Here is a 25,329-nt window from a genome sequence, read left to right as displayed (position 1 = left end):
CCCCCGTAACCTTTTATAATAATTGCTTCTCCAATCTTCCTATCATTCTAGGATCACGGTATAAGTAGTTAAATTCTACAATTCAACTTAACAATACCTGATTCTCAGAATGATATTTAATAGTTAATGCATGTATACGCATAATACACCACTCCTTCCTATCCACTAGTTGTAGTATAAAGTTGAATAAACTGAAAAATCAATATTTTAATAAAAAAAGACAACAATAATATTATTGTTGTTCTCATAACATCTGCCCACTATTCTTTTTTTTCTTATCTGGTTTACTTGAAACTAAATAATGCTTTTCTGAAATATATAAGTTTCTTTTTAATATACGATTTAAATATGGTCCTAGCTTCACTCCGCATATGAGGCGATCTTCGCTATCTTCAACAATTGGGAACATTTCTTTTTCTGTTACATATTGATCTACGGCCTTTTGTACGATATCAATTTCTTTAACTAGGTTTAAATTTTCTTCTGTATGTTCAAATACTTCAAGCGTTTCCTTCGTTATCAGAAAAAAATTTGTTGGAAATGCAGGTAAATAGGGCTTTAACAACTCATAATTTACTGTGTAATCATCATTTACTAAAACTGTATAAACGATATTAGCATTCGTTTCTAGAAACTTCGCCATCGCTTGTTCTAATTCATCTTTCGTAATTTCCCTATCTTCTTTTCCAGTTCTGAAAAAGCGAAACATTGTATCGCCTCCTTTTTACTATATTATAGCATAAAAGAAAACTGAAAAATCACAAAAAACTCCATTGAAAGAATTTTTCAATAGAGTTTTTCTTTAATCCATTTATGTTTATTTTAAGAATGCACTTAACATCCATACATGTTGTTCTAATGTCGTATGAATTGCTAATAGCATATCAGCCGATGTTTCATCATCAGCTTCATCAGCTACTTCCATACCTTCTTTTAATTCTTGAATAAGTGCAGAAAAATCGTTTACTAAAATTCGCACCATTTCTTCTGCAGACTCTTTGCTTGTCCCTTCGATTACAGTTGAAGTTGCTAAATACTCTTTCATTGTCGCTAACGGTTTTCCTTCTAACGCTAAAATACGCTCTGCTAACTCATCAATGTATGTTCCTGCTTCATTATAAAACTCTTCAAATTTCTCATGTAATGTAAAGAAGTGCGGTCCTGTCACATACCAATGATAATTATGCAGTTTGACATATAATACATTCCAGTTTGCTACCTGCTTGTTTAATACTTCAACAACATTCGTTTTCGTACTCATACAATCCACTCCTCTTATCATGTTACTATCTTTTAATGACCTAACTTCATTTTACCATACATTCCCTATTCTTTTGAATGAACAGCTTATATGTAACAAAGTTTTAACAACCTTAATATTTCCCTAATATCATATAATTCATGTATCCTTTCAACTACTTCATATGTCTAATTGTCCAAGCTCACACATATGCATAATAGTAAGTCAAGCTCATCATAGAAGAAAGAGGGATAACATGGACAATCAACAATGGCAAGTAGCAAAGAAAGTCGCTGCTACTTATATCGGAACGGTCGTTGGAGCTGGATTTGCTACTGGGCGAGAAATTGTCGAATTTTTTACAGTTAACGGATTGTACGGAACCATTGGCATATGTATAAGTGGATTTTTTTTTATTTGGCTCGGTACAAAAATGATGTTACTTTCATCACAAATCGGGGCATTTTCAGCGCAAGAATTTAATAAATATTTATTTGGGGATGTATTTGGAAATGTCGTAAATACTTTATTATTACTCGTATTATTTGGCGTAACTAGCGTTATGTTATCAGGAGCCGGGGCAGTATTTGAAGAACAACTTCGTCTCCCGAGACAACTTGGTATTTTCATCACAGTCATCGCCTGCCTCATTATTGGGAGCCGGGGATTACAAGGTGTTTTTGAAGTGAATACACTTGTCGTACCTATTATGATGATTTTTATTATCGGACTTGCTATTACAACCTTTATTCATGGTACAACTCCTATTATTGACACCGTTCCTACAGAAAGTTGGAATATGAAATGGATTACTAGCCCTATTACATATGTTGCATTAAATCTGTCTCTCGCCCAAAGTGTTCTCGTCCCATTGGCCAGTGAAGTAAAAGATCGAAAAGCTATTTTATGGGGTGGTATTTTAGGCGGCGCGGGGCTTTGCTTTATTTTATTATGTAGCCATCTAGCAATATTATCAGTTGAACAATTTTATCAATATAACATCCCAATGGCTGAAGTTGTAAGAAGGTTTAATGCAACTTTCCATTTTTTCTTTGTTCTTATCATTTTTGGTGAAGTATTCACCACATTAGTTGGGAATATATTCGGAATGACAAAACAAATGCAATCCATTACCGGATGGAAAAGTAATAACATTATTTACTTCATATTACTAATTAGTTATTGCTTTAGTTTCATTGGATATAGTGAATTACTTCATATTCTATACCCTATTATCGGTTGGGTGAGCATCATTTTACTACCGATTATTGCCTTTAAACAACTTCAAAAAACATAAAAAAACATCCGTGTATACGGATGTTTTTCATCTTCATTCACAGTCTTCACATACTTCCCAGTACGGCCCCATTTCTACTGCAAGATATGGCTTTAATTGCAAACGAATCATTCGACTTGGCATGCGTTCCAATACGAATTGAATGCCGTCTTCCTCTTCATCCAACTCAACTTTTGAAATAGCAATTCTTTGCATAGTAGTAATAGGGCTTCCATCTTTATATAAAGTGATTTTCACCTCATCATACTCATTAAAATACAATTCAACATTCATTTGCTTTTTTAACATTTCATCAACAATTTCATAATTATCATTTTGTTCCTGGATTATATATTTCCAGCCGCCTCTATCTAATTTTATCGGAGCAGCTTGGAATAATGTCATCAAATCCTCGTATAGCATAAGATAACCCCTCTCTTACTAAAAAACGATGAGTATTTTATATACCCTTTATCTCTATCACTATCCATGTTTATTGTACCATATATCACGAATCTTACTGCATTCATTTGCTTTATAAACACATACAAAACATATAGTATTTTCAGTTCACTCTCTATTCACTAATACGTCCTCTTACTGATAACTTATCACTTTCCTTATTTCCTACACACTACTTATAACTCTTAAAAAACCACAAAAAAGAAGAGTAATTTATATCACTCTCCTCATAAGACTTTTCCTGTAGCTGCTAATGCTAACACTATAATTAAACTTGCAAATAATAGTGATACAATTAAACTAAAAATCGGTAATATTTTCTTTTCATTCTTCTTAAATAATAACCTTAAACTAAGAATGATATTTAATGGAACAAATATAAAATAAAAGTATTTAACGATTTGTAATGAGCTATTTGAAAGTGTTTTAAATACAAACACTTCAATTAAAAAAGCAACAAAGAATAAAATGCTTAACCAAAACGAGACATAGCTAAGCCAAGAATGTCTTTTCGTTCCCCAATACACTCCCATACTGATCTCCTTTAAACGTAGTCTATATTATATTAATTATACACCCGCTTAACAAATTCCTCTATTTTTCGACAAACATTAAATACATTGAACCTCTAATCCGTTTATCAGCTAAAAGACTGTCTCTAATAGCACTAATGCTATTTTGAGACAGCCTCCCCTTTTTATACTTTAAATCTTTCAATTAATACTTGTAACTCTTCAGCCATTTGAGATAGTGTACCAGCTGCAGAACCAATTTCCTCCATGGAAGCTAGCTGCTCCTCAGCTGACGCTGCAACACTTTGTGTACTCGTCGCATTATTTTGTGCCGTCATAGCAATTTGACCAACAGAAATAGATACTTCATTTGCACCTTTTGACATCCCATTAGCTGTTTCAACCATCGTTTTAATTTGGTCAGCAATTTCATTTGTAGATTGTAAAATTTCAGTGAAATTTTGTTTTGTTTCATTTGCAATAACAAGTCCAGATTGAACTTCTTCATTTACATTATTCATAGATTTTACTGTCTTACTCATATCATCTTGTATTTCACAAATTAATTTACTAATTTCACTTGATGATACACTAGATTGTTCTGCTAATTTTCGTACTTCATCAGCAACAATTGCAAAGCCTCTTCCATGCTCACCAGCTCTTGCAGCCTCAATTGCTGCATTTAAAGCTAGAAGATTTGTCTGATCTGCAATATTTTGAATAACTTCTAAAATATCACCAATTTGCTTTGATTTGTTATTCAACAACTGAATAACAGCATCTGACTGTGAAACAGATTCCGCAATAGATTGCATTTGATTTACTGTTTTTCCAACTAGCTTTCCACCATCTTCTGCTTTTTCGCGAGTGTGAGCAGAAGCAGTGTTAATAGATGATGAGCTATTTGCTACATGCTGAATCCCTTCTGTTACATCAAACAGTAACATAGCACCATTTTCTACGCTTGCTGTTTGCGTCGTTGCACCACTTGATATTTCATCCATTGCTGATGTAATTTGTTCAGTCGCTTCACTCGCTTGTCTCACACTTGCTGTTAACTCTTCAGATGCAGCTGCAACATGCCCTGCTGAAGTATTAATTCTTCCAATTAACGTTCTTAGTGAATCTGTCATTTCATTAAAACCTTTTGCAAGTTGACCGATTTCATCGTTTGAATTAATTTCAATTGTTTGCGTTAAATCTCCTTCACTTATTTCTTTAGAAGTGGCAACTAATCTCTTTAAAGGTTTTGTAATAGAAAGAGTTACGAAATAAATAAGTGCCCCTCCTACAACTAATGAAATAAGCATAACAATTAACATATTATAAAATACAGGCTGAGCAGCTTCAATTACTTCATTTGAGTACATCGTTCCACCGATTTTCCAACCTGTTTTTAAGTTTGTAGCAAATACCATTTTCTTTTCACTACCATCATACGTGTATGAAAAAGTGCCTTGATTATCTTCGTAAATTCTCTTTGCCCAAGAATCAGCTGCTTTATCTCCTGGTTTTTCTTGAGGATGCGCAATTATTTTTTGTTTTCCATCTAAAATGAAAGTATATCCTTTTTTACCAATATTGATTAATTTTGTTGTTTTCAATAAATTCTCTAAACTTAAATCTACCGCAACAACACCATTTTTATCTTCTGTTTGTTTCGCAATCGTTACGACAATATGTCCATTTCCTTTCGCCTTATACGGTTCAGTGACCACGATTCCACCTTGTTTACTCACTGCATCTTTATACCAAGAACGAGTTGTTGGATCATAATCTGCTGCCATTTGTATATTTGGTTCTTGCACAAACTTCTTATCATTGCCGGCAACATATACTTGTTCAATATCTTTATTTAAATTAATATATTGAGATAATACCTTTCTTAATTCATCTTGATTATCTCCTTGATACATATCACTATGAATCACTCGTGCAAAGTTATTTACTTCGTTAAATTTCGCCTCAATCATTTGATTGATTAAATTATCTAATATTTTTATATTATCGTGAGCACTACTCGTAATTTGTGATTCAAAATTCTTTTTAGCCGTTTGATAAGACATTCCTCCAATAATAGAGACAGCCGCAATTAAAATTATCAAAAATGAAATTAATAGCTTTTTTGCTACTTTTATATCTCGAAACCACCTTAACAGTTTATTCATTATAAACCTCCTACATTTAAATATTAAGTTTTAAATATAAATAACCAATTATGAATATATCCCATTCCCTATCCTCTATTTTTACAATTCGTTTTTGATAAACACCTTGTAAAGTTTAAACAAATATCCCCCTTTTGTCTATATATATGAATAATATTATTATAAAATTTACAAATACAAAAAACCAAAGGAATAGTCCTTTGGTTTTTTACATTTTTTTATGTTGTTTAGAAATCTTCTTCCACTTATCACGCTCAGCTCTTGCGAGAATAGCATCTTGTTTTCTCATAAAATACGCCAATTCTCTTTGCAACTTTTTATAGCTTTGCAAACGATTTATCGTCATTAGCCCGTTATCAATTGCTTTATGCACTGCGCATCCTGGTTCATTCTCATGTTTACAATCTCGAAAGCGGCATGTTTTTGCAAATTCTTCAATATCAGAAAATGTTGTTTGGATTGCATCGCTTCCTTCCCAAAGTTGTAACTCCCTCATGCCAGGAGTATCAATGACTAAGCCCCCACTCGGTAGTTGGAACAGCTCACGATGAGTTGTCGTATGCCGCCCTTTACTATCTTCCTCACGTATATCTCCCGTTTTCGCTATCTCAATTCCTACGAGTGCATTTAACAAAGTAGATTTTCCAACCCCTGATGAGCCGACTAAAGCAATTGTTTTTCCTGAAGCAACAAATTGTTGTAATGAGTCAATACCTCTATGCTCTAAACTATCGACGACGAAGACCGGAACACCAATTGCAACAGCTTCCGTTTCTACAATTTTTTGTTCCACATCTTCACATAAACTACTTTTTGTTAAAACAATAACAGGCATTGCACCACTTTCATACGCTAATAGTAAATAACGCTCCAACCTTCTTACGTTAAAATCATGGTTAAGTGCATTCACTAAAAATAGATAATCTACATTTGTTGCGATAATTTGTTCTTCAGTTCTGTTACCAGCTTCTTGTCTTGAAAAAGAACTTCTTCTCGGAAAAATACGGTGAATAATTGCCTTTTTCTCATTTTCTATTTTCTTTATATATACCCAATCCCCAACTGCCGGATAATCTCCCTTCGTTAACGCTTCATGACGAAACTTCCCAGACAGTTCCGCTACATATTCACCATCATTACAAATAATCCGATATATATGCTTATGCTCAAGTAAAATACGCCCTACTTCATAGTTCTCTACAGCTTGTTCTTCAAAAAAAGAATCCCATCCGAAAGATTCTAAAATATTTTGATCCAAATTGATATCCTCCCTAGTTTGAACTTAGTGGAAGGATTGTGCGCTCACTTATAGAGTATCGCCCTTTCCGTCCACCTTTGTATTTGGTTTATTATTCATATAAGTTAATTTCGCCATAATACATCACCCCGTTCTAATTTTAATTACTCTCATTATATGGAATATCCCATTAAAAAGCTACCTTATTTAACGTAATTTTCAAATAACTTATTTTTTAGCATTTTAATTTGTCCGCGATGACTAATTTCATCTTCTAGCACATGAAACCAAAGGTAGTGCTGATTATACGCTACGCCATTAGGCCACTTTCTTTCTGACATTAGCCATTCGTCATCCTGTTCACTCAAACACTTTAGTGTTTCTTCTCTCACTTTTTGCAAAAGTTGTACATAATACGGTATGTCATAGCCACGAATAGATTTCCCTGCTTCCCCTAAATACGGTGCATCTTCCCATATTTCTAATTCTTCTTTTGTAAAGTCACGCTTTTGAAATGAAATAAGCTGATGTGCTTTTTCAATAGCTGCTATATGCTTTAGTAACGCTCCGATGGAATTCCCTCCACTCGGCATAATTAAATCTAATTGCTCAACTGATAGCTCGTTTATTTCCTGTAATGTTACAGCCCTCGTATGTTCCAGCATGCTTACTAATCCCCTATATTTTTTGTATAACCATCTACACTTCTTATTCGATAATCTATATTCATATCACGCACCCCTTTCTACATTCATATTAAGGAATAACCGCTTCATATAATAGACTGAAATATATCAGATTTTTCTGTTATATTTAAATTGAATACGGAATAAACCTAAACAAACTTTCTCAATATGCTTATATGAAATATTAAAAGGAATCAATATAAAATTATCGAATCTTATTCACTAAAAGGAGTGGATTCGATGGAAATGTATCAATGGCTAACCGCAGTTCTCGTTGGTGGCATTACTGGCTTCGTTTCCCATCTAATCAATAACCAAGGCAAGTTATTGCTTCCACGCCGTTTAAAAACTTTTTTTCATTTTGGATTTTTAACTGATATTTTTACAGGTAGCCTCGCCGCACTTCTTGGACTCGTTTTATTCGATGTCACCTTAATAAAAGAAATTATAAAAGTCTCCATTGTGACCGCTATTTCCGGTCAAACGTTTTTACTTCACCAAGCTCTTGGTGGTGAACAGGCTAAAAATACGCAAATTGGGAAAGCTGATGAGAAAATCCAAGAAATTGACAAACTATTACGACGTTAGTCTATACTTTCTCTAAAAATTATTGTTATAATAAAAAATAAATATTTTCTATTGCGTCGTTTGTCAGAAGAAAGGGTGTTTCGTATGACAAAAAAGAAAATAGAAGATTTCTTAACAAACACCGAAAAAGAGGAACTGCTAGAAAACTATAAATGTTTACGAGAAGCCCGCACAAAAAGCGAAGCTAACTATTTTGGTGAGGCAGTAGACCATCTATTAAATAAAGTAAAAAAACGAATTATTGAAGAAGCAGGAATACATGATGAAAATGCGGCAACAGTTCAATCTAAACGAAAAGCACTGTTTTAGCTAAAACAGTGCTTTTTATTACGGCATTTTTCACATTACTTTCACATCTATTTCACAAATATAAGTATTCCTATATGTTAAACTAAGTATATCCTTTTCCAAGGAACTATATGCCGATATATAAATCCCTATCTCTTTAGGGATTTTTATTTTTGGATTCCCCATAATTTTATTACAATACATTTCTATTATTTGTCTACTTTTTTTACCCCCTGCACTCAAAAGCTCCTTCATGTATTTCTTCTCTTTTTATATAAAAAGAGGGATAGTTCCCTCTTTTCAACTAATCTTCTAAAATAGATTCAATCTCTTTCATAACTTTTTCATTCAATGAAACATCCACTGCTCTTACACTTTCTCTTATTTGCTCCGCTCGTTTCCCACCAGGAATAACAGTATCAATTCCTTTTTTATTTAATAGCCACGCTAAAGCTAAATGTGATACTTCAAGATTCATTTCTTTAGCTAAATCTTTTAACATCTCAACTTTTTTAAAGTTATTTTTATATGTATTTTCTTCAAATAGATTTACACTTTGACGCCAATCGCCTTCGTTTAATTTAAAATCTTCTGTATATTTCCCGCCTAGTATCCCAAAAGCAAGAGGCCCGTACGGTATAAATGAAATACCTGATTCTATACAATATGGCAAAAGTTCTTCCCCAGCAGCACGATCCAACATATTATACGGTGATTGTACAACATCTATATGTCCGTGCTGATTCGCTTCTTTTAATTGCTCTACATTTACGTTAGATATTCCAATTGAACGAATTTTCCCCTCTTCTTTTAGGCGAGTAAGTTCTCCAATTGAATCTATGTAACTTGTTTCAGGATTTGTAAAATGTAAATAATATAAATCAATATAATCAGTTTGTAATCTTCTTAAGCTATTTTCCACAGCATTTCTTAAATAGCTTGGTTCATTATTAATATAAACCTCTCCATTTAATAACGGCTGTATTCCACCTTTTGTAGCAAGTACAACTTCGTGGCGTTTTCCTTTCAATACTTCCCCTACCAATTCCTCTGATCTACCGAAACCGTATGAATCTGCTGTATCAAAAAATGTAATCCCTTGCTGAATAGCTTCTTCTATTAATCGTTTTCCTTCTTCCTCATTCACATCAGCATATAAATTATGTCCCCCTACAGCGTTTGTTCCTAACCCTAACTTTGAAATATTTAGTCCTGCCTTTTGCAATTTTGTATACTTCATTTTTTCTCCCCCTATATTTCTATTGTTCGAATATATTCGAATAATAGAAATATACCACTTTATATGTTATAGTGCAAATATATTAACTTATACAAGCAGGTGAAAAAATGCGCACTCTTTATCATCCAAATCGAGAAGAAATTCAATTCTCTTCTGTCTTATACGCACTTAGTGATCAAATTCGTTTACAAATTTTAACTATGCTACTAGAGAAAAATGAACAATCTTGTGGCGCGTTAAACATTCCAATTGCGAAATCAACTTTATCTCACCATTTCAAAGTTTTACGTGAATCTGGTGTGATGTACACACGTCTTGAAGGTACACAACGTTTTATCTCAATTCGAGAAGAAGACTTAAATGCTAGATTCCCTGGTTTATTAGATGTTGTAGTACATGCGACAGAACCATACTAAAAAACATCTCATTTAAATATGAGATGTTTTTTAGTAATTACTATTCTTTTAATAAATCTATTAATCCATTCCCTTCAGATGTACGTTCATACCCTAAAGGTACAGTCCTTTTTATAAGTTGCGCATATATTTCCGGCTCTGATAATTTTCTACCATACTCTCTCTCACACTGCTTTATGAGAAGTGCTAGCGCCCCAGCGACATGCGGCGTCGCCATTGAAGTGCCACTTAATACCGCATATTTCCCCTCTGGATACGTAGACAGTATTTCATCACCCGGCGCTACTAAATCAATTTCTTGATTTGAATTACTAAAGCATGAAATTTTCCGCTCTAAATTAACAGCACCTACTTCAATTACTTCAGAATAAGCACCTGGAAAATCTAATTCTTCAGTATCATCGTTACAATCTCCATCATTTCCTGCAGCGCACACGACAAGTACGTCTTGTTTTACCGCATTTTGAATAGCTTCATGTAACTCTGGTACATCTTGCGGACCACCAAGTGACATTGAAATAATTCTCACTTTCTCTTTATTCGGTCCTCTCCAATTTACAGCATAATGAATGGCCTCAATAATTTGCTCATAACTTCCAGAACCATCTCCAGCTAATACTTTTAAAACTAACATTTTAGAAAGTGGTGCGACTCCTAGTACACCTACTCCATTTTCAGTCGCTGCAATTGTCCCCGCTACATGAGTACCATGCCCATTATTATCAAGATAAATATTGGGATTTCCTTCATAATCTTTTGTGAAATTTCTCCCACCAATAATACGATCTTTTAAATCTACATGATTTACATCACAACCTGTATCTAAAACAGCAACGACAATGTCTTTTCCTTTCGCGCTCTTTTCCCATACTTGCGGAGCATGAATCAATTGTACACCTGGTGGAATTTCATTTACTTGTTCAACCACTTTATTTACAATAAACGGAATTAATTTAATGCCTTTTTGTTTATTCGCTGTACTACTATTCATTGTAATCCCTCCTGAAAATATATTATTTTCATTTCAGACCACTATTGAATGCGTTTAGATTTAACATTCGTTTTATTCGTTCCATTTCCCTTCCTCTCAAATATTTCTCAATAAACAAAAGAAAAGGACCCATTATGGTCCTTTTCTTTTTCAGTTTTTCAAAAGAATAATATAAAGTGAAACTATAATCAGTGGGGGGGTGTTCATCCCCCACTGATTATTAGCCCTCACCAATCGGGCGTTTACGGGCAGTTGATCTCCCACCCAACTTCTTTTCTTCAGCCGAGTTTTGAGGTGGGAGTTTTACTGCCCACAAATAGCTGGATAAATTAAGACTAAATCTTACTCTTGTTCAAAAACTGCTCAATTTCTTTTATTACATGTTTTGCGCCTTCTATACTAACAGTAATGTTTCCATTTGCTAATGAAATATTTTGGTCTGAAACATCACCTGTTATTTGACAAGCATTGTAAGGTTGATATTTTTGTAAAATGACTTTGTCTTCTTCTACAAAAATTTCAAGTGGTGATTTGATTTGTATTCCTAATACATCTCGTAATTCTTTAGGAATAACTATCCGTCCCAATTCATCTACTTTTCGAATAATTCCTGTTGCTTTCATGTTACTCCCCCCTTACTCTCTATTATTTTTTTCACCTCGCTATTTTCATTTTATCACTATATATTTGGTAATGCCTTACTCTTTTTAGAAAATATAGTACAAAAGTTAAAAAAACACATTTAACGAATATTCAATCTTTCTTTCAATTGTTTTAAATAACGCGATCTTATAATTAAGAAGTATACAACTTGAATACCTACGAAAATACTTAATACAATTGTATTTTCTTTAAACAGTGAGTACTCAAACATTTGTCCTAACGCAGTTAATGCTACTGCCCCGTGTAATGTTGCAACTCCAACTGGAACGAAGAATAAAAGCGCTAAGCGGATTGTGACTACTTTCGATAATTCCCCTCTCGTCAATCCAACTTTTCGAATCATTTCAAATAAACGAGTATCGTCCTCCAAATCTGAAAATAAACGGAAGTAAAGGAAGCTTCCTGCACAAACGAAAAATACAATACCAATAAAGAAACCTACAAATAAAATGGGTCCTGCGATTTGTAGACTTTGATTTTGATCGTATTCTTCTGCACTAAACGTTGAATGTTCTTCATAAGGCTTCATCTGAAGCGTAAGTTCCTTACCGACCTCAATTTCATCTTTCGCGGATTGTGTTTTATACATATAATCTTTTTCTTCTTTAAATCCATCTTGTAATGAATCATATTGATTTTTAGAGATTACATACACATTACCTCTTAGTATTTTACTTAATGAAGAAGTATTAACTTTTTTCACATTTAAAGGTTCATTCATATTTGGTAAAGTAATTTCTTTTCTTTCTTTCATCGGTGGTCCGGGTATTTCGACTGACAAAAATAAAGCCTCTTTATTTGATACACTATTAAATGGTTCTCCTGTTAACTTTGCATATTCCTTATAATCTGATTCTTTTATAAAAATGGCGCTTCTTAACGACTGCTCCTCCGTTTTCTTCGATGAAATATTTATTTTTGAAGCTGCTATATTATGTTTCTTTAATCCTTCGTCAATGATTTTCAGATGCTGTGACTCATTGCTATTACCTTGCTTAGACTGATAGTGAAACGCAATTGGTCTGTCCATAATTTCTTTCGTCATCGAAGCAAACCCAACCAATGTACCTATTGCTGAAAATGCTACAGTTGAAATAATCGTTACAATAAAGAACATCCTTGCATTATCTCTCATACGGTATGCTAAATCTGACAAAGTAATAATATTTGTCTGTGTCCAATAGAAACGTTTACTTTTTTTACATAATCGAATAATAAAGACACTCAACTGCTTGTACAGCAAATACGTACCAATAATGACTACCGTTGTAACAGGAATCATCATTATAAATACCATTGCACCATGTGACATAAGAGCTCCTGCATAACCAGCACTAAGCAATACTACTGCTAATATAGAAGAAATTATAGATGCCTTCGGTTCTGGCTTCGCCTCTGCTGATCCTCTAAACAATTTCATAATTTTATTTTTACGAACCATTCCTGCACTAAACAATGAAATGATCATAAATAATACGAAAAACATAATACTCGTTACAACAATCGCTTTCATCGGTATGTAATAGGATAAAGAGATATCTAGTTTTAATATCATCGGAGCTACAAATATTAATATTCCTGAAAACAACATACCTGAAAGAATCCCAAAAATTATTGCCCCTATTCCAATCATTATATTTTCAAAGAAGATAAGACGCTTTAATTGATATTTCGTCATACCTAGCATCATTAAAATTCCTAGTTCACGCTTTCTCGTTTTTAAAAACATTCCCATTGAATATAAAATAAAGAAGAATGTAAATAAGTAAATAATAGACTGCGCAAAAGACATACTTACGAATACGTACTGTCCTAATTCTCCAGCACTTAATGCCGGATGAAACGCAAAAAATGAATACACGAAAAAGGCCATAATTGCAAATGCACTACTCAAAAAATAAGCTGAGTATGTTCGTCTATTTCGCGTTACATTTCGAAATGCGAGTTCTCTAATGTTCATACTACTTCTCCGCCCTTCTACTAACTATACTTTTATATTAGTAAAGTTCGGAAATACCTTCCATCGATTCAAATGACAAAAACCTTACATTATTGAAAGGTTTTAAACAATTGCTTATATAAAACAGTTTCATTATAATGACTACATTCATACACGCATCCTATTGTATATTCGTTAGTTTTGCGAAATAATAAAGGATAGAAGTATGTACCAATATACATATAAACTTATTTACCGCTTTAATATGAATAGGAGGAAAACATAATGACATTACAAGAACAAATTATGAAAGCATTACATGTTCAGCCTGTAATTGATCCGAAAGTAGAAATTCGTAAACGAATTGATTTCTTAAAAGATTATTTAAAAACTACAGGTGCAAAAGGATTTGTACTTGGAATTAGCGGCGGACAAGACTCTACACTGGCAGGACGTTTAGCACAGCTTGCAGTCGAAGAAGTTCGTAATGAAGGTGGTAACGCAACGTTTATCTCCGTACGTCTTCCATACAAAGTACAAAAAGATGAAGATGATGCACAATTAGCATTACAATTTATTCAAGCTGATCAGTCTGTTGCTTTCGATATCGCTTCAACAGTTGATGCTTTCTCAAATCAATACGAAAACTTATTAGACGAATCATTAACAGATTTCAATAAAGGGAACGTTAAAGCGCGTATCCGTATGGTTACACAATACGCAATCGGCGGACAACAAGGGCTACTCGTTATCGGAACTGATCATGCTGCTGAAGCTGTAACAGGTTTCTTCACAAAATTCGGAGATGGCGGTGCAGATTTATTACCATTAACGGGATTAACGAAACGCCAAGGACGTGATTTATTACAAGAATTAGGTGCAGACGAGCGACTTTACTTAAAAATGCCAACAGCTGATTTATTAGATGAAAAACCAGGTCAAGCTGATGAAACAGAGCTAGGCATTACTTACGATCAATTAGATGACTATTTAGAAGGTAAATCCGTTCCAGCTGACGTTGCTGAAAAGATCGAGAAGCGTTACAAAGTGAGTGAACATAAAAGACAAGTACCAGCGTCAATGTTTGATGATTGGTGGAAATAGAACATAAAAAAGAAGCTAATCTCATTTAGCTTCTTTTTTATACGTTAACGATATACCCCTACTCTTTTCTCTAATAAATCCTGCAAGCAATCTTCATGTTGTTTATTAAACAATGGCGGCATTTTGTCTAAAGGGAAAAACTGCAAATCTAACGTTTCATCACCGTCTATTTTTGTATTCCCTCCAACGATTGAAAACTTAAAGAATATTACAATTGCCTGTGCCTGATCTCCATTCGGATATGCTTGAAAATATTTCGTATACACACCAATGAGCTCATCAATTTTCACATCATATCCTGTTTCTTCTTTTATTTCTCGAATCGCAGTTTCTGCCGCAGATTCCCCGATTTCCATTGCACCGCCTGGAAATCCCCAAGCATTAAAGTCTCCTCTTTTTTGCAGAAGCACTTCACCAAATTCATTAAATACACAACCTCCTGCAAAATTCAAAATAACATAATCATGCCCTATTTTTTCACGTAATTCCTTTATATAATTCGCCATCTGCTTCTCCTTTTTATCCATCTTCCATTATTCTTTTTTATCTTTTTCAAGCAATTCAATAATCCGATCTAACTTCTGATTCATATTAATCACATGTTGTTTTTTCATAGTGTTGTTTTGCAATAACCTTTTAATGAACAGAGTAAATGATACAAAAAACAAAACGATAAGTCCGATTACTAGACAAAAATATATCAATGCAAATATATTATTTTCGAACAAATTCATTCAGCTATCACATCCTCTATTTTTAATTATTTTATCACATAATTCTAAATAGTCACTAGAATTATACTCAAACGTAAAAAGAGCACCTTTTAAAGATGCTCTTTTTCATTAATACGTAAATGTAATTGTCGCTAATGAATAACCTGTCATTGCACTATATGGCGCAACTTGATAAGATACACGCTTTGCACCTTTTGGCCAAGTTATTTCATTTAATACTTTCTTTATATCTTGCATCGTTCCATCCATGGACTGCTTATATCGTACTTCTACTTTTTCTGGCTTGGAAGCAAATTGTTGCTGTAATTTTTTCTTAAACTCATTGTAATTTTCCGCTCCGTATTGTGCAGATAAATACTTTAAATTTGTTTCTTTTAACATTTGTTCATATACAGCAGTTTTTGAACTACCGGCTTTTATTTTGCTTGTTAATTCGTTGAAGTAGCTTGTAGTTGCCGCTGGATATTCACTACGATCCCATTCATGGTCTTTGCTTAATTGTTCATCAGACATATTAAAATATGAATATGTTACGCGCCCAGCTTTATCAGGAACTGGATCATCGAATGTAGTATCAAGGTGGTACCACTTGTTATCAATGTTCACTAAATTCCATGCGTGAGCTTGCCCATTCCCTGTACCTGTTACAATATGATTTTGAATACCTGCTTCTTTTAGTAATTGATATGTTAACAATGTATATCCTTGGCAAACGGCAGAACGATTCGCTAACGCTTCATACGCTGTATATGCTTGATAAGAAGTATCATATGATACTTCTTTCACAACATAATCATGAATACCTTTCACTTTTTCATGTTCATCCATGCCTTGTTTAATGATAGAATTTACAATTGCTTTCGCCTGAGACTTTACATACTGTGTTTGCTCTTTTGATTCACGATACTTCACTTGTAATGTAAATGTATAATTCCCTGGCATCCCTTTTATAGAATATTTAGTAGACGCTACATTATATTTTACATACTCATCAGCATCTACAATTTTATTAAACTCGCCATACAATTGGTCCATAATATTTCTAGCATTTCTATCTTTTGTTTTATATGTGATTGTAATATTTTCTTCTCTATTATCAATCTGTTTTTTTAATTCTTTTCTGAAATCATTTAACAACTTTGCATCTGATTGTGTTGTCACTGTAGTCGGATTCGTAGCCGCATAAGATACAGCTGACGCCTGTAAGCCTCCCATTACTATAGTTGAACAAAGTGCGGCAGCTGTCACATACTTACTTGTCTTTCCCATCTTGTCACTCCTTACATTCTATAACTATACAAAAAAATATCGTATAGTTTCAGAGTATACAATACTTTTCAAAATAGGTCATATGAGATTATGCATATTTAACATTTTTAAAAGGGTTGTTCTTTTAGAAAAAGAACAACCCTTTTTTCAGCAAGTTTGTAACACACAGCATGTATTTTCAAAATGGCGATTTTTCAAGTCTTCATTTCCAATACAGAAATAAAGCATCCCTAAATCTCCCCACATCATATTACAATTTTTAGTATCTGAATCAATTTGGAATAAGAGCGTCATATGCTGTGGATCTATCCCCATATATTGTCCAGTCTCGTACAATACCTCATCTTGTACAGAGAATGGTTCTCCAAACATTTGATGATTATCATAGTTGTCTGGGATTAGCTCTTCAAGTAATTGCAAGAAACGATCTGAATCCGCCTCATCTTCAATGAAAAGCTCCGGTAATTTATACGTCAGTTCAAAAGTAATTGCACACTGGTTATATTTCGCTTGTATTTCATCTGCTCTACGTAATTGCTCTACAGGGATATTATAATAAAGTACACGTCCAGCTTCGGTTGGATCCACATCTTCTTCAAAGTAATTTTCAATACTAAAGAAATATAACATCCCTGTCTTAGGAAGATTGTGATCCATACCAACGTTTTGTAAATCACTTAAATTAAATTGTGCGATAAAACGTAACGGATTCTCTTTGTATGTTGGATATTCAAATGTATTTGGCAAATCAGGAACTCCGCCCATTTTCGAACTGCCTATCGTAATTATTTCCTGTTGTTTTGGCACAACTTTTACACAAGGAAATACAGTATTAATAAGTTCCTGTTTCAAATGTGTTAGTTCATATTTATCAATTAATATTTCAATTTTCTTTTCCATAAATTCTCCTTACATTTACATACTTATTTGTATCATAGCACAAAGATTATACTCCATTCATTGTAAAATCAACAAGCCCTCCAAAAAACGGGCTTATCCCTCGTACGCGAACAAGTTTAAAAAAGCATAGTATACATTGTTCCTACAAACACGATAGTTCTTTATTTCTTCCAGTACATTTTCCCCTCGTTCATTTTTATTTTTAATTTAAGGAGGAATTCCACATGGGTTACGGATATAGTTGCGGCGGCTACGGCGGTGGTTACGGTTACGGCGGTAGTTGTGGTGGATGTGGTTATGGAGGTTTCGCTTTATTAATCGTTTTATTTATCCTTCTAATCATCATCGGCGCTAGCTGTTGGGGCGGCTTTGTAGGCTGCTAGTAAACTTAAAAACTATTGTAAAAAAGCACGTACAATACGTGCTTTTTTTCCATTTTCATTTTTTAGAAAGGAAGTATGTTCAATGAAAATTGATGGTGTTTTTGAAGGAGGCGGTGTACGCGGAATTGCGCATGTGGGGGCAATTTGCGCGTTAGCCGAAAAAGGATATGAATGGGAGCGCGTAGCTGGAACATCAGCCGGCGCTATTATTGCAGCTCTTCTAGCAGCAGGATATTCTTGTTCCGAATTAAAAACGATTGTAACAGACATTGATTATGAAAAATTCACTAAAAAAACTTTTCTTGATAGAATCCCCTTTATTGGTAAAGGATTAAGCGCTTGGTCTACTCTAGGTATTTATTCAAATGTATTTCTCGAAGAATGGCTAGAAGACCTGCTTAGAAAAAAAGGAATTCATTTGTTTACAGACTTACCCGATTTGAATAAACTCAAAATTATTGCTTCAGATATAAGCAATGGTAAAATGGTTATTTTTCCCGATGACTTACCAAACTACGGATTTTTAAATTATCGCTTCTCTATCGCTAAAGCAGTAAGAATGAGTAGTACAATCCCTTTCTTCTTTGAGCCAGTAAAATGGAGAACACCAAAATGGAAGCAGCCTTGTTATATGGTTGACGGCGGTATTTTAAGTAATTACCCAATTTGGATTTTCGATTCACCGACTTCTCCTCGCTGGCCTACCTTTGGATTTCATTTTGTAAAAGATGAGATTCAAGCTGATCCCGCCCACTATGACGAACCTATTTCCATGTTCAAAGGATTATTTAAAACGATGATGCAAGCTCATGATTTACGGCATTTAGATAAAGAATCAAAGGCTAGAACTATTACAATTCCAACAGGGACGATTACAAGTACAAATTTTGAGTTAACGAAAGAAGAAAAAGAATGGCTGTACAATTCTGGTTATAACTCCGCAAATAAATTTTTACAATCTTGGAACTTCAGACAATATGTTGATGAATATAGAAATGGAAATCAAGATCGCAAAACCAATCGATTTTTCCGTCAACTTGACTCATAATACTTTTATTTTCATACGAGAAGACTTGACGCTTTAATAGTAAATAAGCCTAGTAATTTCATATATTACTAGGCTTATTTATCTCCTACGTACCACACACATTACTTAAGGATAAGTTAACCCTTCAGCTTCTTCCGCGGTAATTACTATGTAACGGTTTCCGGTTCTTAATCCTAACAGTTCTGCTTTTTCAATTGCATCCTGTTTTGTTTCCGCATAAGCAGCTAAATACTTATCTCCATCAATCATTTGGCAAATCACATATTGTTTCATGTTTTTCTCCTTTTACCCTTTAATTAATTGCGCGATCTTTTTTATTCCAACTTCAATTTCTTCTACAGTTGCATAGGAATAAGAAAGACGTAAAAATTGGTTAGCACTTCTATCATACAAAGTGCCTGGGTTTAATAAAATCTTTTCTTGTAAAGCTTTGTCAAATAAACTACGATTCGAGATTGGTAGATTTATATGTAGCCAAATGTAAAAGCTTCCTACTGGCTCATGCCAAGTTGCAATGCCACTACAATACTTTTCTAACATACTTATCATAAAATCTCTACGTTTTTTCAATTCACTTCTTACAAACTGTAAATGTTCATCATACAATCCATTTTCGAACCACTCCGCTGCAATCTGCTGGGATATAGAACTTGAACCATAATCAGTTTGCATTTTTATATCTGCTAATCTTTGAATAACGGATTCTGATCCAACAACCCACCCAATTCTTAAACCAGGACTAATGACTTTGGACATACTTCCAATATGTAGCACGATCCCATTTTTATCATATGCCTTTAAAGGTTTTGAAACTGGTGCATCGAACCATAAATCTTGATATACCGCGTCCTCAATAATAGGTAATCCAATTTCATTACATATCTCCATCACTTCTTCCCTCTTCTTAGCGTTCATACTAAAATTGGTCGGATTATGAAAAGATGGGATTGTATATAAAATAGATGCGTTAAATTGTTTCTTATATCTTGTAATGTATGAAGTATTTATACCATTCTCATTCATTGGTATTCCAATCAAGCGCATTCCTGCTGATTGAAATACATTAAGCGAATATAAATATGATGGTTTTTCTAATAAAATTGACGCTCCTTTCGGAAGAAGCCCCATAGAAATAAGCTGCAATGCTTGAATTGCCCCTGAAACAATTAAAATAGAGTCAGGAGATACATATACCCCATGCCCTTTTAAATATTCCGCAATTTTTTCTCTTAAATGGAGATTCCCTTTCGGTTCCTCATACCCAAGTGGAACATTTGATTGTAAAATTTTATTAATAATACCCTTCATCTTTTTCTCAGGCAAGAGACTCGGTGAAAGTTCACCTGTTCCTAATCGAATTACATTGGGAGTAAATTCAGCTTGATTAATCTCTTGTACAGCAGGAAGATTCGGATAATGAAGTCCTGTTTCTACGTAAGACTGCCAGTTTGGAGGCGGGGCATATGTTGAAGTATTCTCACTATTTTTTATAACAATTGTTCCCTTCCGTCCATTCCCCTCAATATACCCTTTTGCTATTAACTCATCGAAAGCCATTACAATTGTACTTCGGTTCACTTCAAACGCATGCGCCAAAGCTCTTTGTGAAGGTAATTTAGTTCCAATTGTCCATTCCCCATTAACAATTCTCTCTTTTATATAAGATTCTATTTGTTTATACAAAGGAATAGATGAAGACATATTAGGTTTCCAAACGAGCCTTTCCATTATATCACCTCACATATTTTATGGTTGGTAACCTATCCAACCATATGGATGGATACAAATTTTCATTTCTTCTATACAATATAGACTATCATAATTAATCAAATTAAGTAGGAGGTAATCTGATGAGTGAAGCAATTATTCACGGTATCATCCTTGCATTTGGTCTTATCATTCCATTAGGTGTCCAAAATGTTTTCGTCTTTAACCAAGGCGCTAGTCAACCAAATATTTGGCGAGCTGCTCCTGTAGTCTTGACTGCATCTATATGTGATACATTATTAATATTAATTGCTGTACAAGGTGTCTCCCTTGTCCTCTTAACTTTCTCTTGGTTAACAACCACCTTGTATATGATTGGATTTTTCTTTCTTATGTATATGGGCTGGGTTATTTGGAGAAGCGATTCTTCAAATGATGTAAAACAAGAAAAAAGCATGCCTTTAAAAAATCAAATTATTTTCGCCGCATCAGTTTCATTACTAAATCCACACGCAATTTTAGACACAATTGGTGTAATCGGAACAAACTCTATACAGTACATAGGAAGTGAGAAATGGGCTTTCACTTTTGCAACAATTATAGTTTCTTGGATCTGGTTTATTAGTTTAGCTTTTGCTGGAAAATTTCTAAAAGGATTTGACTCAACAGGAAAAACGATTATAGTATTAAATAAAATTTCAGGGCTACTCATATGGGGAGTCGCACTTTATATGTTAAAACAAGTTGTTTTTCCTAACTAATTAAAGAGAATTGCATGTTATGTAATTGGCATGCAATTCTCTTTCGCATTATGAAGTTGGTTCCGGTTTCTGTTTTAACATCATTTCATCTTTTGCTGGTTTAATCCAAATAATTGCTATGACAGCACCAATAGCAGCGAAGATGCTTGTTAAATAAAACACTTCATGGTCTGCCCCTTTCATAAAAAAAGAATACAGGGGTGGTCCAGCTGCTACACCGATAAATCGCATTGAACTATAAAATGACGTAACTGTCCCCCTCTGCTCTTTTTCAATCCCTTGTGTAATAAGAGCATCTAGACATGGTAACGCCATACCAATTCCTCCCCCCATAATAACGAGACAAAGAAGTAGCAAATAGATTCCTTTTAGAAATAAAGGTAAGAAGACAGATGCAGCAGCCAGTAAAAATCCAATATAGATACACTTTTTCATAATATCTTGTTTATCTCCAATTTTTTTACCAGCCATATATGAGCTAAGTGATAGTACAAGTAAAGGAATAGCGAGTACACACCCTTTCCATATACCATGAATATCGTACTTCGACTCCAGTATAGTTGACAGATAAAAAAGTATTCCGAATAAAATAAGCATAATAATTGCACCTAGTATAAAAATGGCAATTAACCATCTTCCCTTTTCTCGAAACGTAGAGATAATAGATTGAATAAATTCTTTAAGTGGTGGGACTTCTTCTTCTTGTTTCTTCGCCTTTACTAGTACCAGTAGTAAAACAATCGATATTACACATAAAACTGGAATCGCCCAAAATGGTAAGAACCATACAATAGCTGCAAGAGCTGATCCTAATATGGGACTCAATACTTTTCCAAATGTATTTGACGTCTCAATGATTCCTAAACCTGCACTAACCTGTTTTTCATCTTTGTATAAATCACCGACACATGGTATGACAACTGGCATAGCACCAGCAGCACCTATCCCTTGAATTGCTCTTCCGATAAGAATCCAAACATAAGGGTTATCAACTTTCCATGATACCCATCCCGTTATCGCTCCTCCAATAGCTGCAATTAATAAACTTGGAACCATTACCATCTTTCGTCCCCATCTATCTGATAAATAACCAGCAATCGGTATAAGTATAATTGCAATGATAGAATAAATTGTAATTATCATGGATACTTGGAAAGATGAAATATGTAATTTCTTTTCAATGGTTGGCAGGATTGGAATAAGCATTGAATTACCTAGCGTCATAACAAGTGGAACTGATGCAAGTGCAATTAAACAACAGTTTTCTTTTTTTAACATGTTGATTTCGGAACCTTTCATCATATATTTCTTACCATATAATAGCCCTGCTGGAAATTATGTTTACATTCCACCAGGGCTATTTCATCTTTACTACTTTCCATTTACAACAAAAGAAATTGGGTAAAATATAGCATTACTCCTATTCTTTGAATCCTGTTCACAATATATCCATACCAATTAATTGAAAATAAAAAAGAAAGGAAGAATCCTTCCTTTCTCCTATAACCTTCTACATTTAGCGAGTATATCCGCCACCAAGCTGTTGTTCTGCCATTGCTACAAGGCGTTTTGTAATTTCACCGCCTACAGAACCGTTTGCACGTGAAGAAGTATCAGCTCCAAGCTGTACACCAAACTCTTGTGCAATTTCATATTTCATTTGATCTAGAGCTGCTTGTGCTCCATGTGATGCTAATTGATTAGCGTTACGATTTCTAGCCATTACCGATCACCTCCTTATATATATTAAACTGTATCAAATCCGAAATTAAATACATGGTAATTTTTGGTTATTGATAAAATAAAAAAAGAGTCTCCTAAACGAGACTCTTTCATCATTTCACCTTATGAACTTACTACTTCTAATTTTCTATTCGTTAATGCTTTCATTTCTTCTTTCAATATATCTTTCGCATTATGCCCAAACCATTCAAGCGAAGCAAAATGATCAGTATCTCTCACTTCCCGGATGATTTCATCATAGTTTACAATACCTTCAAATAATGGAACCATTCCTATACGACTTCCAGCAGCGGCATATACATTATTTGGTTCAAACACGTGTAAATACTCCGCTGATGATATATTCTTAAAATGGTAATGTTGTATCCACGGCTTTAATCGATGAAAACTATCTACAGGGTCTGCACCAGACTCCCATATATGAAGAAAATCAAGGTTTATTTTTAAATATGGATGATTTACTTCTTCTAACAATTTCAAAGTAGACGGCAAAGTATCCGTTAACGTATTTGGATGTGTTTCTAATAGTATATACATATTATGCGGAGCAAATAGATCACAAATCATGCGAATTCGCTCCACATACTCTTTTCTCTCTTGTTCCGAGAAATCCTCACTACCTTTTTGCCCGGCAAACGTACGAATTTTATTTGTATTAAACCAATTAGCTAGTGTTACCAGCTGTTCACATTTTTCCATCGTTTTTTGAAAATCCGCTAATAATGATATGTCCAAGTAATCACTTATCATCGTAACTTCTAAATTTTTATCCTTTAAATAATCTATTTCTCGTTCTGTCGTTTCACGCTCTTGCATATATAAATTTTGTGCATGGGTCCCCCACAACTCAATTCCTTCAAAACCGTTTTCGTATGCAAATTGAACAATATCAGTAAATGAAATTAGTTGATGGCGAAATGAAATTGTACATAGCGAATATTTCATTGGTTTGAACTCCCTTATCTTAAATTCAATGAACTTGTATTAGTTAAGAAAGACTGATTTGTTATCATTTCTTTCCATAACAGAAACTGTTTCTCTAGTTCATCCTTAATTTGCAGTTCAATTGTATTCATTTCATCAAGTTTCTCAACAATTGGTAATAACATATCTTTATTATTTGTCATTGCCATTTTAATAGCACGGTACTGTACATTTGTAAATCCTTGTACAATGTCTTCCACTCGATCACACCAATAATCAAATTCTTGCTCCGAATATTGTAAAGTTTCACGGAAGTATGCAAAGGCATGTTCATAGCTATATTTACGTATTGCCAATACGGGTATTTGCTTTACTGCCGTTACGAGCCCGGAAAGTGAATACCCATCCTCTTCATTTACCATTTTTATTATTAATTTTTTTAATTCCATTGTTAGTTCATTATCATCTTTTTTGAATGTTTCCATGAAATAACTTTCTACCATCTCTTGTGTTGGCTCCTGAATTCCTTCTATATCAATGAAATAGCCTCCACCAAATGGGTTGTCTTTAACAGAATGGAGCACTTTTTCTCTTTCCATATTCCCTTCCCAGCGAAAATCAGGATCAAGCATGAACCATTCATCTTCTTTCTCTGTCTTCGATATCATTAAGTAATGCGGAAACGGTTTTTGATGAAACTTATTTTCTCTCTCAGGCAATAAAGACATATCAACCATTACAATTACGTAACGATTTTCTGGCTTATTTTCTACTAATTCTAAAAATGTTTCTACATTGCTACTTTTATCTTTTGAATGATCGTACCATTCGTTCACTTTAATGCCATACAATTTTTCATACCAAAGTAAGTAGTTATCATGATTAATGTTTTCGGAATGATAAGAAATAATCCCGCCTTCTGTTATATCAAAATCTCCATCCCATAATCCGAAATAAAATGGACGGAAATCTATATCGCTACGCCTTTTTATAATTTCACAAAAACAACTCACTAAACAGTGAACTTTAATTGAAGTCATACTCTCATCC

The 25,329-nt window shown here is 33.9% G+C and carries 29 protein-coding genes and 1 pseudogene; 8 read left to right on the top strand and 22 right to left on the bottom strand.

Going from position 1 to position 25,329, the window contains the following annotated elements:
• Positions 1-244 precede the first annotated feature (244 nt).
• Positions 245-709, bottom strand: coding sequence for a DUF3939 domain-containing protein (locus B5P40_RS01905; RefSeq protein WP_113708761.1), 465 nt, complete (start codon positions 707-709; stop codon positions 245-247).
• Positions 710-817: 108 nt separating this feature from the next.
• Entirely contained in the window at positions 818-1,261 is a 444-nt protein-coding gene (locus B5P40_RS01900; RefSeq protein WP_002189346.1) for a Dps family protein, read from the bottom strand.
• A gap of 235 nt (positions 1,262-1,496) precedes the next feature.
• Here B5P40_RS01900 and B5P40_RS01895 point away from each other — a divergent pair, with 235 nt between their 5' ends.
• The gene (locus tag B5P40_RS01895; RefSeq protein ID WP_002031445.1) at positions 1,497-2,537 is read left to right on the top strand and encodes a YkvI family membrane protein; all 1,041 of its coding nucleotides are present in this window, start codon (positions 1,497-1,499) and stop codon (positions 2,535-2,537) included.
• A 33-nt stretch (positions 2,538-2,570) separates the two neighbouring features.
• Here B5P40_RS01895 and B5P40_RS01890 read toward each other — a convergent pair whose 3' ends face one another.
• The 5 genes and pseudogenes from B5P40_RS01890 to B5P40_RS01870 all read right to left on the bottom strand — a co-directional run bounded on the left by B5P40_RS01890 (position 2,571) and on the right by B5P40_RS01870 (position 7,625).
• Positions 2,571-2,939: a DUF3979 family protein gene (locus B5P40_RS01890; RefSeq protein ID WP_002126974.1), complete on the bottom strand. Its 369-nt coding sequence runs from the start codon at positions 2,937-2,939 to the stop codon at positions 2,571-2,573.
• Between the two features lie 266 nt (positions 2,940-3,205).
• The gene (locus tag B5P40_RS01885; protein ID WP_002012413.1) at positions 3,206-3,511 is read right to left on the bottom strand and encodes a hypothetical protein; all 306 of its coding nucleotides are present in this window, start codon (positions 3,509-3,511) and stop codon (positions 3,206-3,208) included.
• Between the two features lie 164 nt (positions 3,512-3,675).
• Positions 3,676-5,658, bottom strand: a complete 1,983-nt coding sequence (locus tag B5P40_RS01880) for a methyl-accepting chemotaxis protein (RefSeq protein ID WP_002168591.1) — start codon at positions 5,656-5,658, stop codon at positions 3,676-3,678.
• A gap of 208 nt (positions 5,659-5,866) precedes the next feature.
• The gene (gene rsgA, locus B5P40_RS01875) at positions 5,867-6,916 is read right to left on the bottom strand and encodes a ribosome small subunit-dependent GTPase A (protein ID WP_113708760.1); all 1,050 of its coding nucleotides are present in this window, start codon (positions 6,914-6,916) and stop codon (positions 5,867-5,869) included.
• A 182-nt stretch (positions 6,917-7,098) separates the two neighbouring features.
• Positions 7,099-7,625, bottom strand: a pseudogene (locus B5P40_RS01870) (DinB family protein).
• A 196-nt stretch (positions 7,626-7,821) separates the two neighbouring features.
• On the opposite strand from B5P40_RS01870, the gene B5P40_RS01865 reads away from it, so the two are divergent.
• Positions 7,822-8,169, top strand: a complete 348-nt coding sequence (locus B5P40_RS01865; RefSeq protein ID WP_000426320.1) for a DUF4257 domain-containing protein — start codon at positions 7,822-7,824, stop codon at positions 8,167-8,169.
• Between the two features lie 84 nt (positions 8,170-8,253).
• The gene (locus B5P40_RS01860) at positions 8,254-8,478 is read left to right on the top strand and encodes a hypothetical protein (protein WP_002012407.1); all 225 of its coding nucleotides are present in this window, start codon (positions 8,254-8,256) and stop codon (positions 8,476-8,478) included.
• 30 nt (positions 8,479-8,508) lie between these two features.
• Here B5P40_RS01860 and B5P40_RS01855 read toward each other — a convergent pair whose 3' ends face one another.
• Complete coding sequence (locus B5P40_RS01855) at positions 8,509-8,712, bottom strand: hypothetical protein (RefSeq protein ID WP_002012406.1); 204 nt, start codon at positions 8,710-8,712, stop codon at positions 8,509-8,511.
• 49 nt (positions 8,713-8,761) lie between these two features.
• Entirely contained in the window at positions 8,762-9,697 is a 936-nt protein-coding gene (locus B5P40_RS01850; RefSeq protein WP_113708759.1) for an aldo/keto reductase, read from the bottom strand.
• A gap of 107 nt (positions 9,698-9,804) precedes the next feature.
• Here B5P40_RS01850 and B5P40_RS01845 point away from each other — a divergent pair, with 107 nt between their 5' ends.
• A complete protein-coding gene (locus B5P40_RS01845) occupies positions 9,805-10,113 on the top strand; it encodes an ArsR/SmtB family transcription factor (RefSeq protein WP_113708758.1) in 309 nt (102 codons plus the stop codon).
• A 40-nt stretch (positions 10,114-10,153) separates the two neighbouring features.
• Here the strand turns inward: B5P40_RS01845 and B5P40_RS01840 are convergent, their stop codons facing one another.
• The 3 genes from B5P40_RS01840 to B5P40_RS01830 form a co-directional block, all read right to left on the bottom strand.
• Positions 10,154-11,104, bottom strand: a complete 951-nt coding sequence (locus tag B5P40_RS01840; protein WP_113708757.1) for a serine protease — start codon at positions 11,102-11,104, stop codon at positions 10,154-10,156.
• Between the two features lie 335 nt (positions 11,105-11,439).
• A complete protein-coding gene (locus tag B5P40_RS01835; protein WP_002012401.1) occupies positions 11,440-11,727 on the bottom strand; it encodes an AbrB/MazE/SpoVT family DNA-binding domain-containing protein in 288 nt (95 codons plus the stop codon).
• Between the two features lie 119 nt (positions 11,728-11,846).
• On the bottom strand, positions 11,847-13,727 hold the full coding sequence (locus B5P40_RS01830; RefSeq protein ID WP_113708756.1) for an FtsX-like permease family protein: 1,881 nt from the start codon (positions 13,725-13,727) through the stop codon (positions 11,847-11,849).
• A 264-nt stretch (positions 13,728-13,991) separates the two neighbouring features.
• Between B5P40_RS01830 and nadE the strand changes: the two genes are divergently transcribed.
• Positions 13,992-14,810, top strand: coding sequence for an ammonia-dependent NAD(+) synthetase (gene nadE / locus B5P40_RS01825; protein ID WP_002031433.1), 819 nt, complete (start codon positions 13,992-13,994; stop codon positions 14,808-14,810).
• A 44-nt stretch (positions 14,811-14,854) separates the two neighbouring features.
• Here the strand turns inward: nadE and B5P40_RS01820 are convergent, their stop codons facing one another.
• The 4 genes from B5P40_RS01820 to B5P40_RS01805 all read right to left on the bottom strand — a co-directional run bounded on the left by B5P40_RS01820 (position 14,855) and on the right by B5P40_RS01805 (position 17,713).
• Entirely contained in the window at positions 14,855-15,316 is a 462-nt protein-coding gene (locus tag B5P40_RS01820; protein WP_002141378.1) for an NUDIX hydrolase, read from the bottom strand.
• 27 nt (positions 15,317-15,343) lie between these two features.
• Positions 15,344-15,544: a DUF4083 domain-containing protein gene (locus tag B5P40_RS01815; RefSeq protein ID WP_002141377.1), complete on the bottom strand. Its 201-nt coding sequence runs from the start codon at positions 15,542-15,544 to the stop codon at positions 15,344-15,346.
• A gap of 108 nt (positions 15,545-15,652) precedes the next feature.
• A complete protein-coding gene (locus tag B5P40_RS01810) occupies positions 15,653-16,813 on the bottom strand; it encodes a transglutaminase domain-containing protein (protein WP_113708755.1) in 1,161 nt (386 codons plus the stop codon).
• Between the two features lie 147 nt (positions 16,814-16,960).
• On the bottom strand, positions 16,961-17,713 hold the full coding sequence (locus B5P40_RS01805; protein ID WP_113708754.1) for a YwqG family protein: 753 nt from the start codon (positions 17,711-17,713) through the stop codon (positions 16,961-16,963).
• Positions 17,714-17,937: 224 nt separating this feature from the next.
• On the opposite strand from B5P40_RS01805, the gene B5P40_RS01800 reads away from it, so the two are divergent.
• Together B5P40_RS01800 and B5P40_RS01795 are read left to right on the top strand one after the other, a co-directional pair.
• On the top strand, positions 17,938-18,096 hold the full coding sequence (locus B5P40_RS01800; protein ID WP_000540422.1) for a YjcZ family sporulation protein: 159 nt from the start codon (positions 17,938-17,940) through the stop codon (positions 18,094-18,096).
• Between the two features lie 82 nt (positions 18,097-18,178).
• On the top strand, positions 18,179-19,144 hold the full coding sequence (locus B5P40_RS01795) for a patatin-like phospholipase family protein (protein WP_002126956.1): 966 nt from the start codon (positions 18,179-18,181) through the stop codon (positions 19,142-19,144).
• A gap of 105 nt (positions 19,145-19,249) precedes the next feature.
• Here the strand turns inward: B5P40_RS01795 and B5P40_RS01790 are convergent, their stop codons facing one another.
• Positions 19,250-19,417 (bottom strand): DUF3933 family protein, encoded by a 168-nt coding sequence (locus B5P40_RS01790; protein WP_000816387.1) that lies wholly within the window; start codon positions 19,415-19,417, stop codon positions 19,250-19,252.
• Between the two features lie 12 nt (positions 19,418-19,429).
• On the bottom strand, positions 19,430-20,872 hold the full coding sequence (locus tag B5P40_RS01785) for an aminotransferase-like domain-containing protein (protein WP_002126954.1): 1,443 nt from the start codon (positions 20,870-20,872) through the stop codon (positions 19,430-19,432).
• Positions 20,873-20,994: 122 nt separating this feature from the next.
• Here B5P40_RS01785 and B5P40_RS01780 point away from each other — a divergent pair, with 122 nt between their 5' ends.
• On the top strand, positions 20,995-21,612 hold the full coding sequence (locus B5P40_RS01780; protein ID WP_002126952.1) for a LysE/ArgO family amino acid transporter: 618 nt from the start codon (positions 20,995-20,997) through the stop codon (positions 21,610-21,612).
• A 48-nt stretch (positions 21,613-21,660) separates the two neighbouring features.
• Here the strand turns inward: B5P40_RS01780 and bcbE are convergent, their stop codons facing one another.
• The 4 genes from bcbE to B5P40_RS01760 form a co-directional block, all read right to left on the bottom strand.
• The gene (gene bcbE / locus B5P40_RS01775; RefSeq protein WP_078422299.1) at positions 21,661-22,911 is read right to left on the bottom strand and encodes a bacillibactin exporter BcbE; all 1,251 of its coding nucleotides are present in this window, start codon (positions 22,909-22,911) and stop codon (positions 21,661-21,663) included.
• Positions 22,912-23,128: 217 nt separating this feature from the next.
• Entirely contained in the window at positions 23,129-23,335 is a 207-nt protein-coding gene (locus tag B5P40_RS01770; protein WP_000113539.1) for an alpha/beta-type small acid-soluble spore protein, read from the bottom strand.
• 122 nt (positions 23,336-23,457) lie between these two features.
• Positions 23,458-24,300 (bottom strand): sugar phosphate isomerase/epimerase family protein, encoded by an 843-nt coding sequence (locus B5P40_RS01765; protein ID WP_002126948.1) that lies wholly within the window; start codon positions 24,298-24,300, stop codon positions 23,458-23,460.
• A gap of 14 nt (positions 24,301-24,314) precedes the next feature.
• Entirely contained in the window at positions 24,315-25,319 is a 1,005-nt protein-coding gene (locus tag B5P40_RS01760) for a DUF6005 family protein (RefSeq protein ID WP_002126945.1), read from the bottom strand.
• Between the last annotated feature and the right edge of the window lie 10 nt (positions 25,320-25,329).

The organism is Bacillus sp. SRB_8, from assembly GCF_003264205.1.
Lineage (GTDB): Bacteria > Bacillota > Bacilli > Bacillales > Bacillaceae_G > Bacillus_A > Bacillus_A mycoides.
Note: the sequence above shows the minus strand (reverse complement) of the source record. Positions and strands in the feature narration are given on the sequence as shown.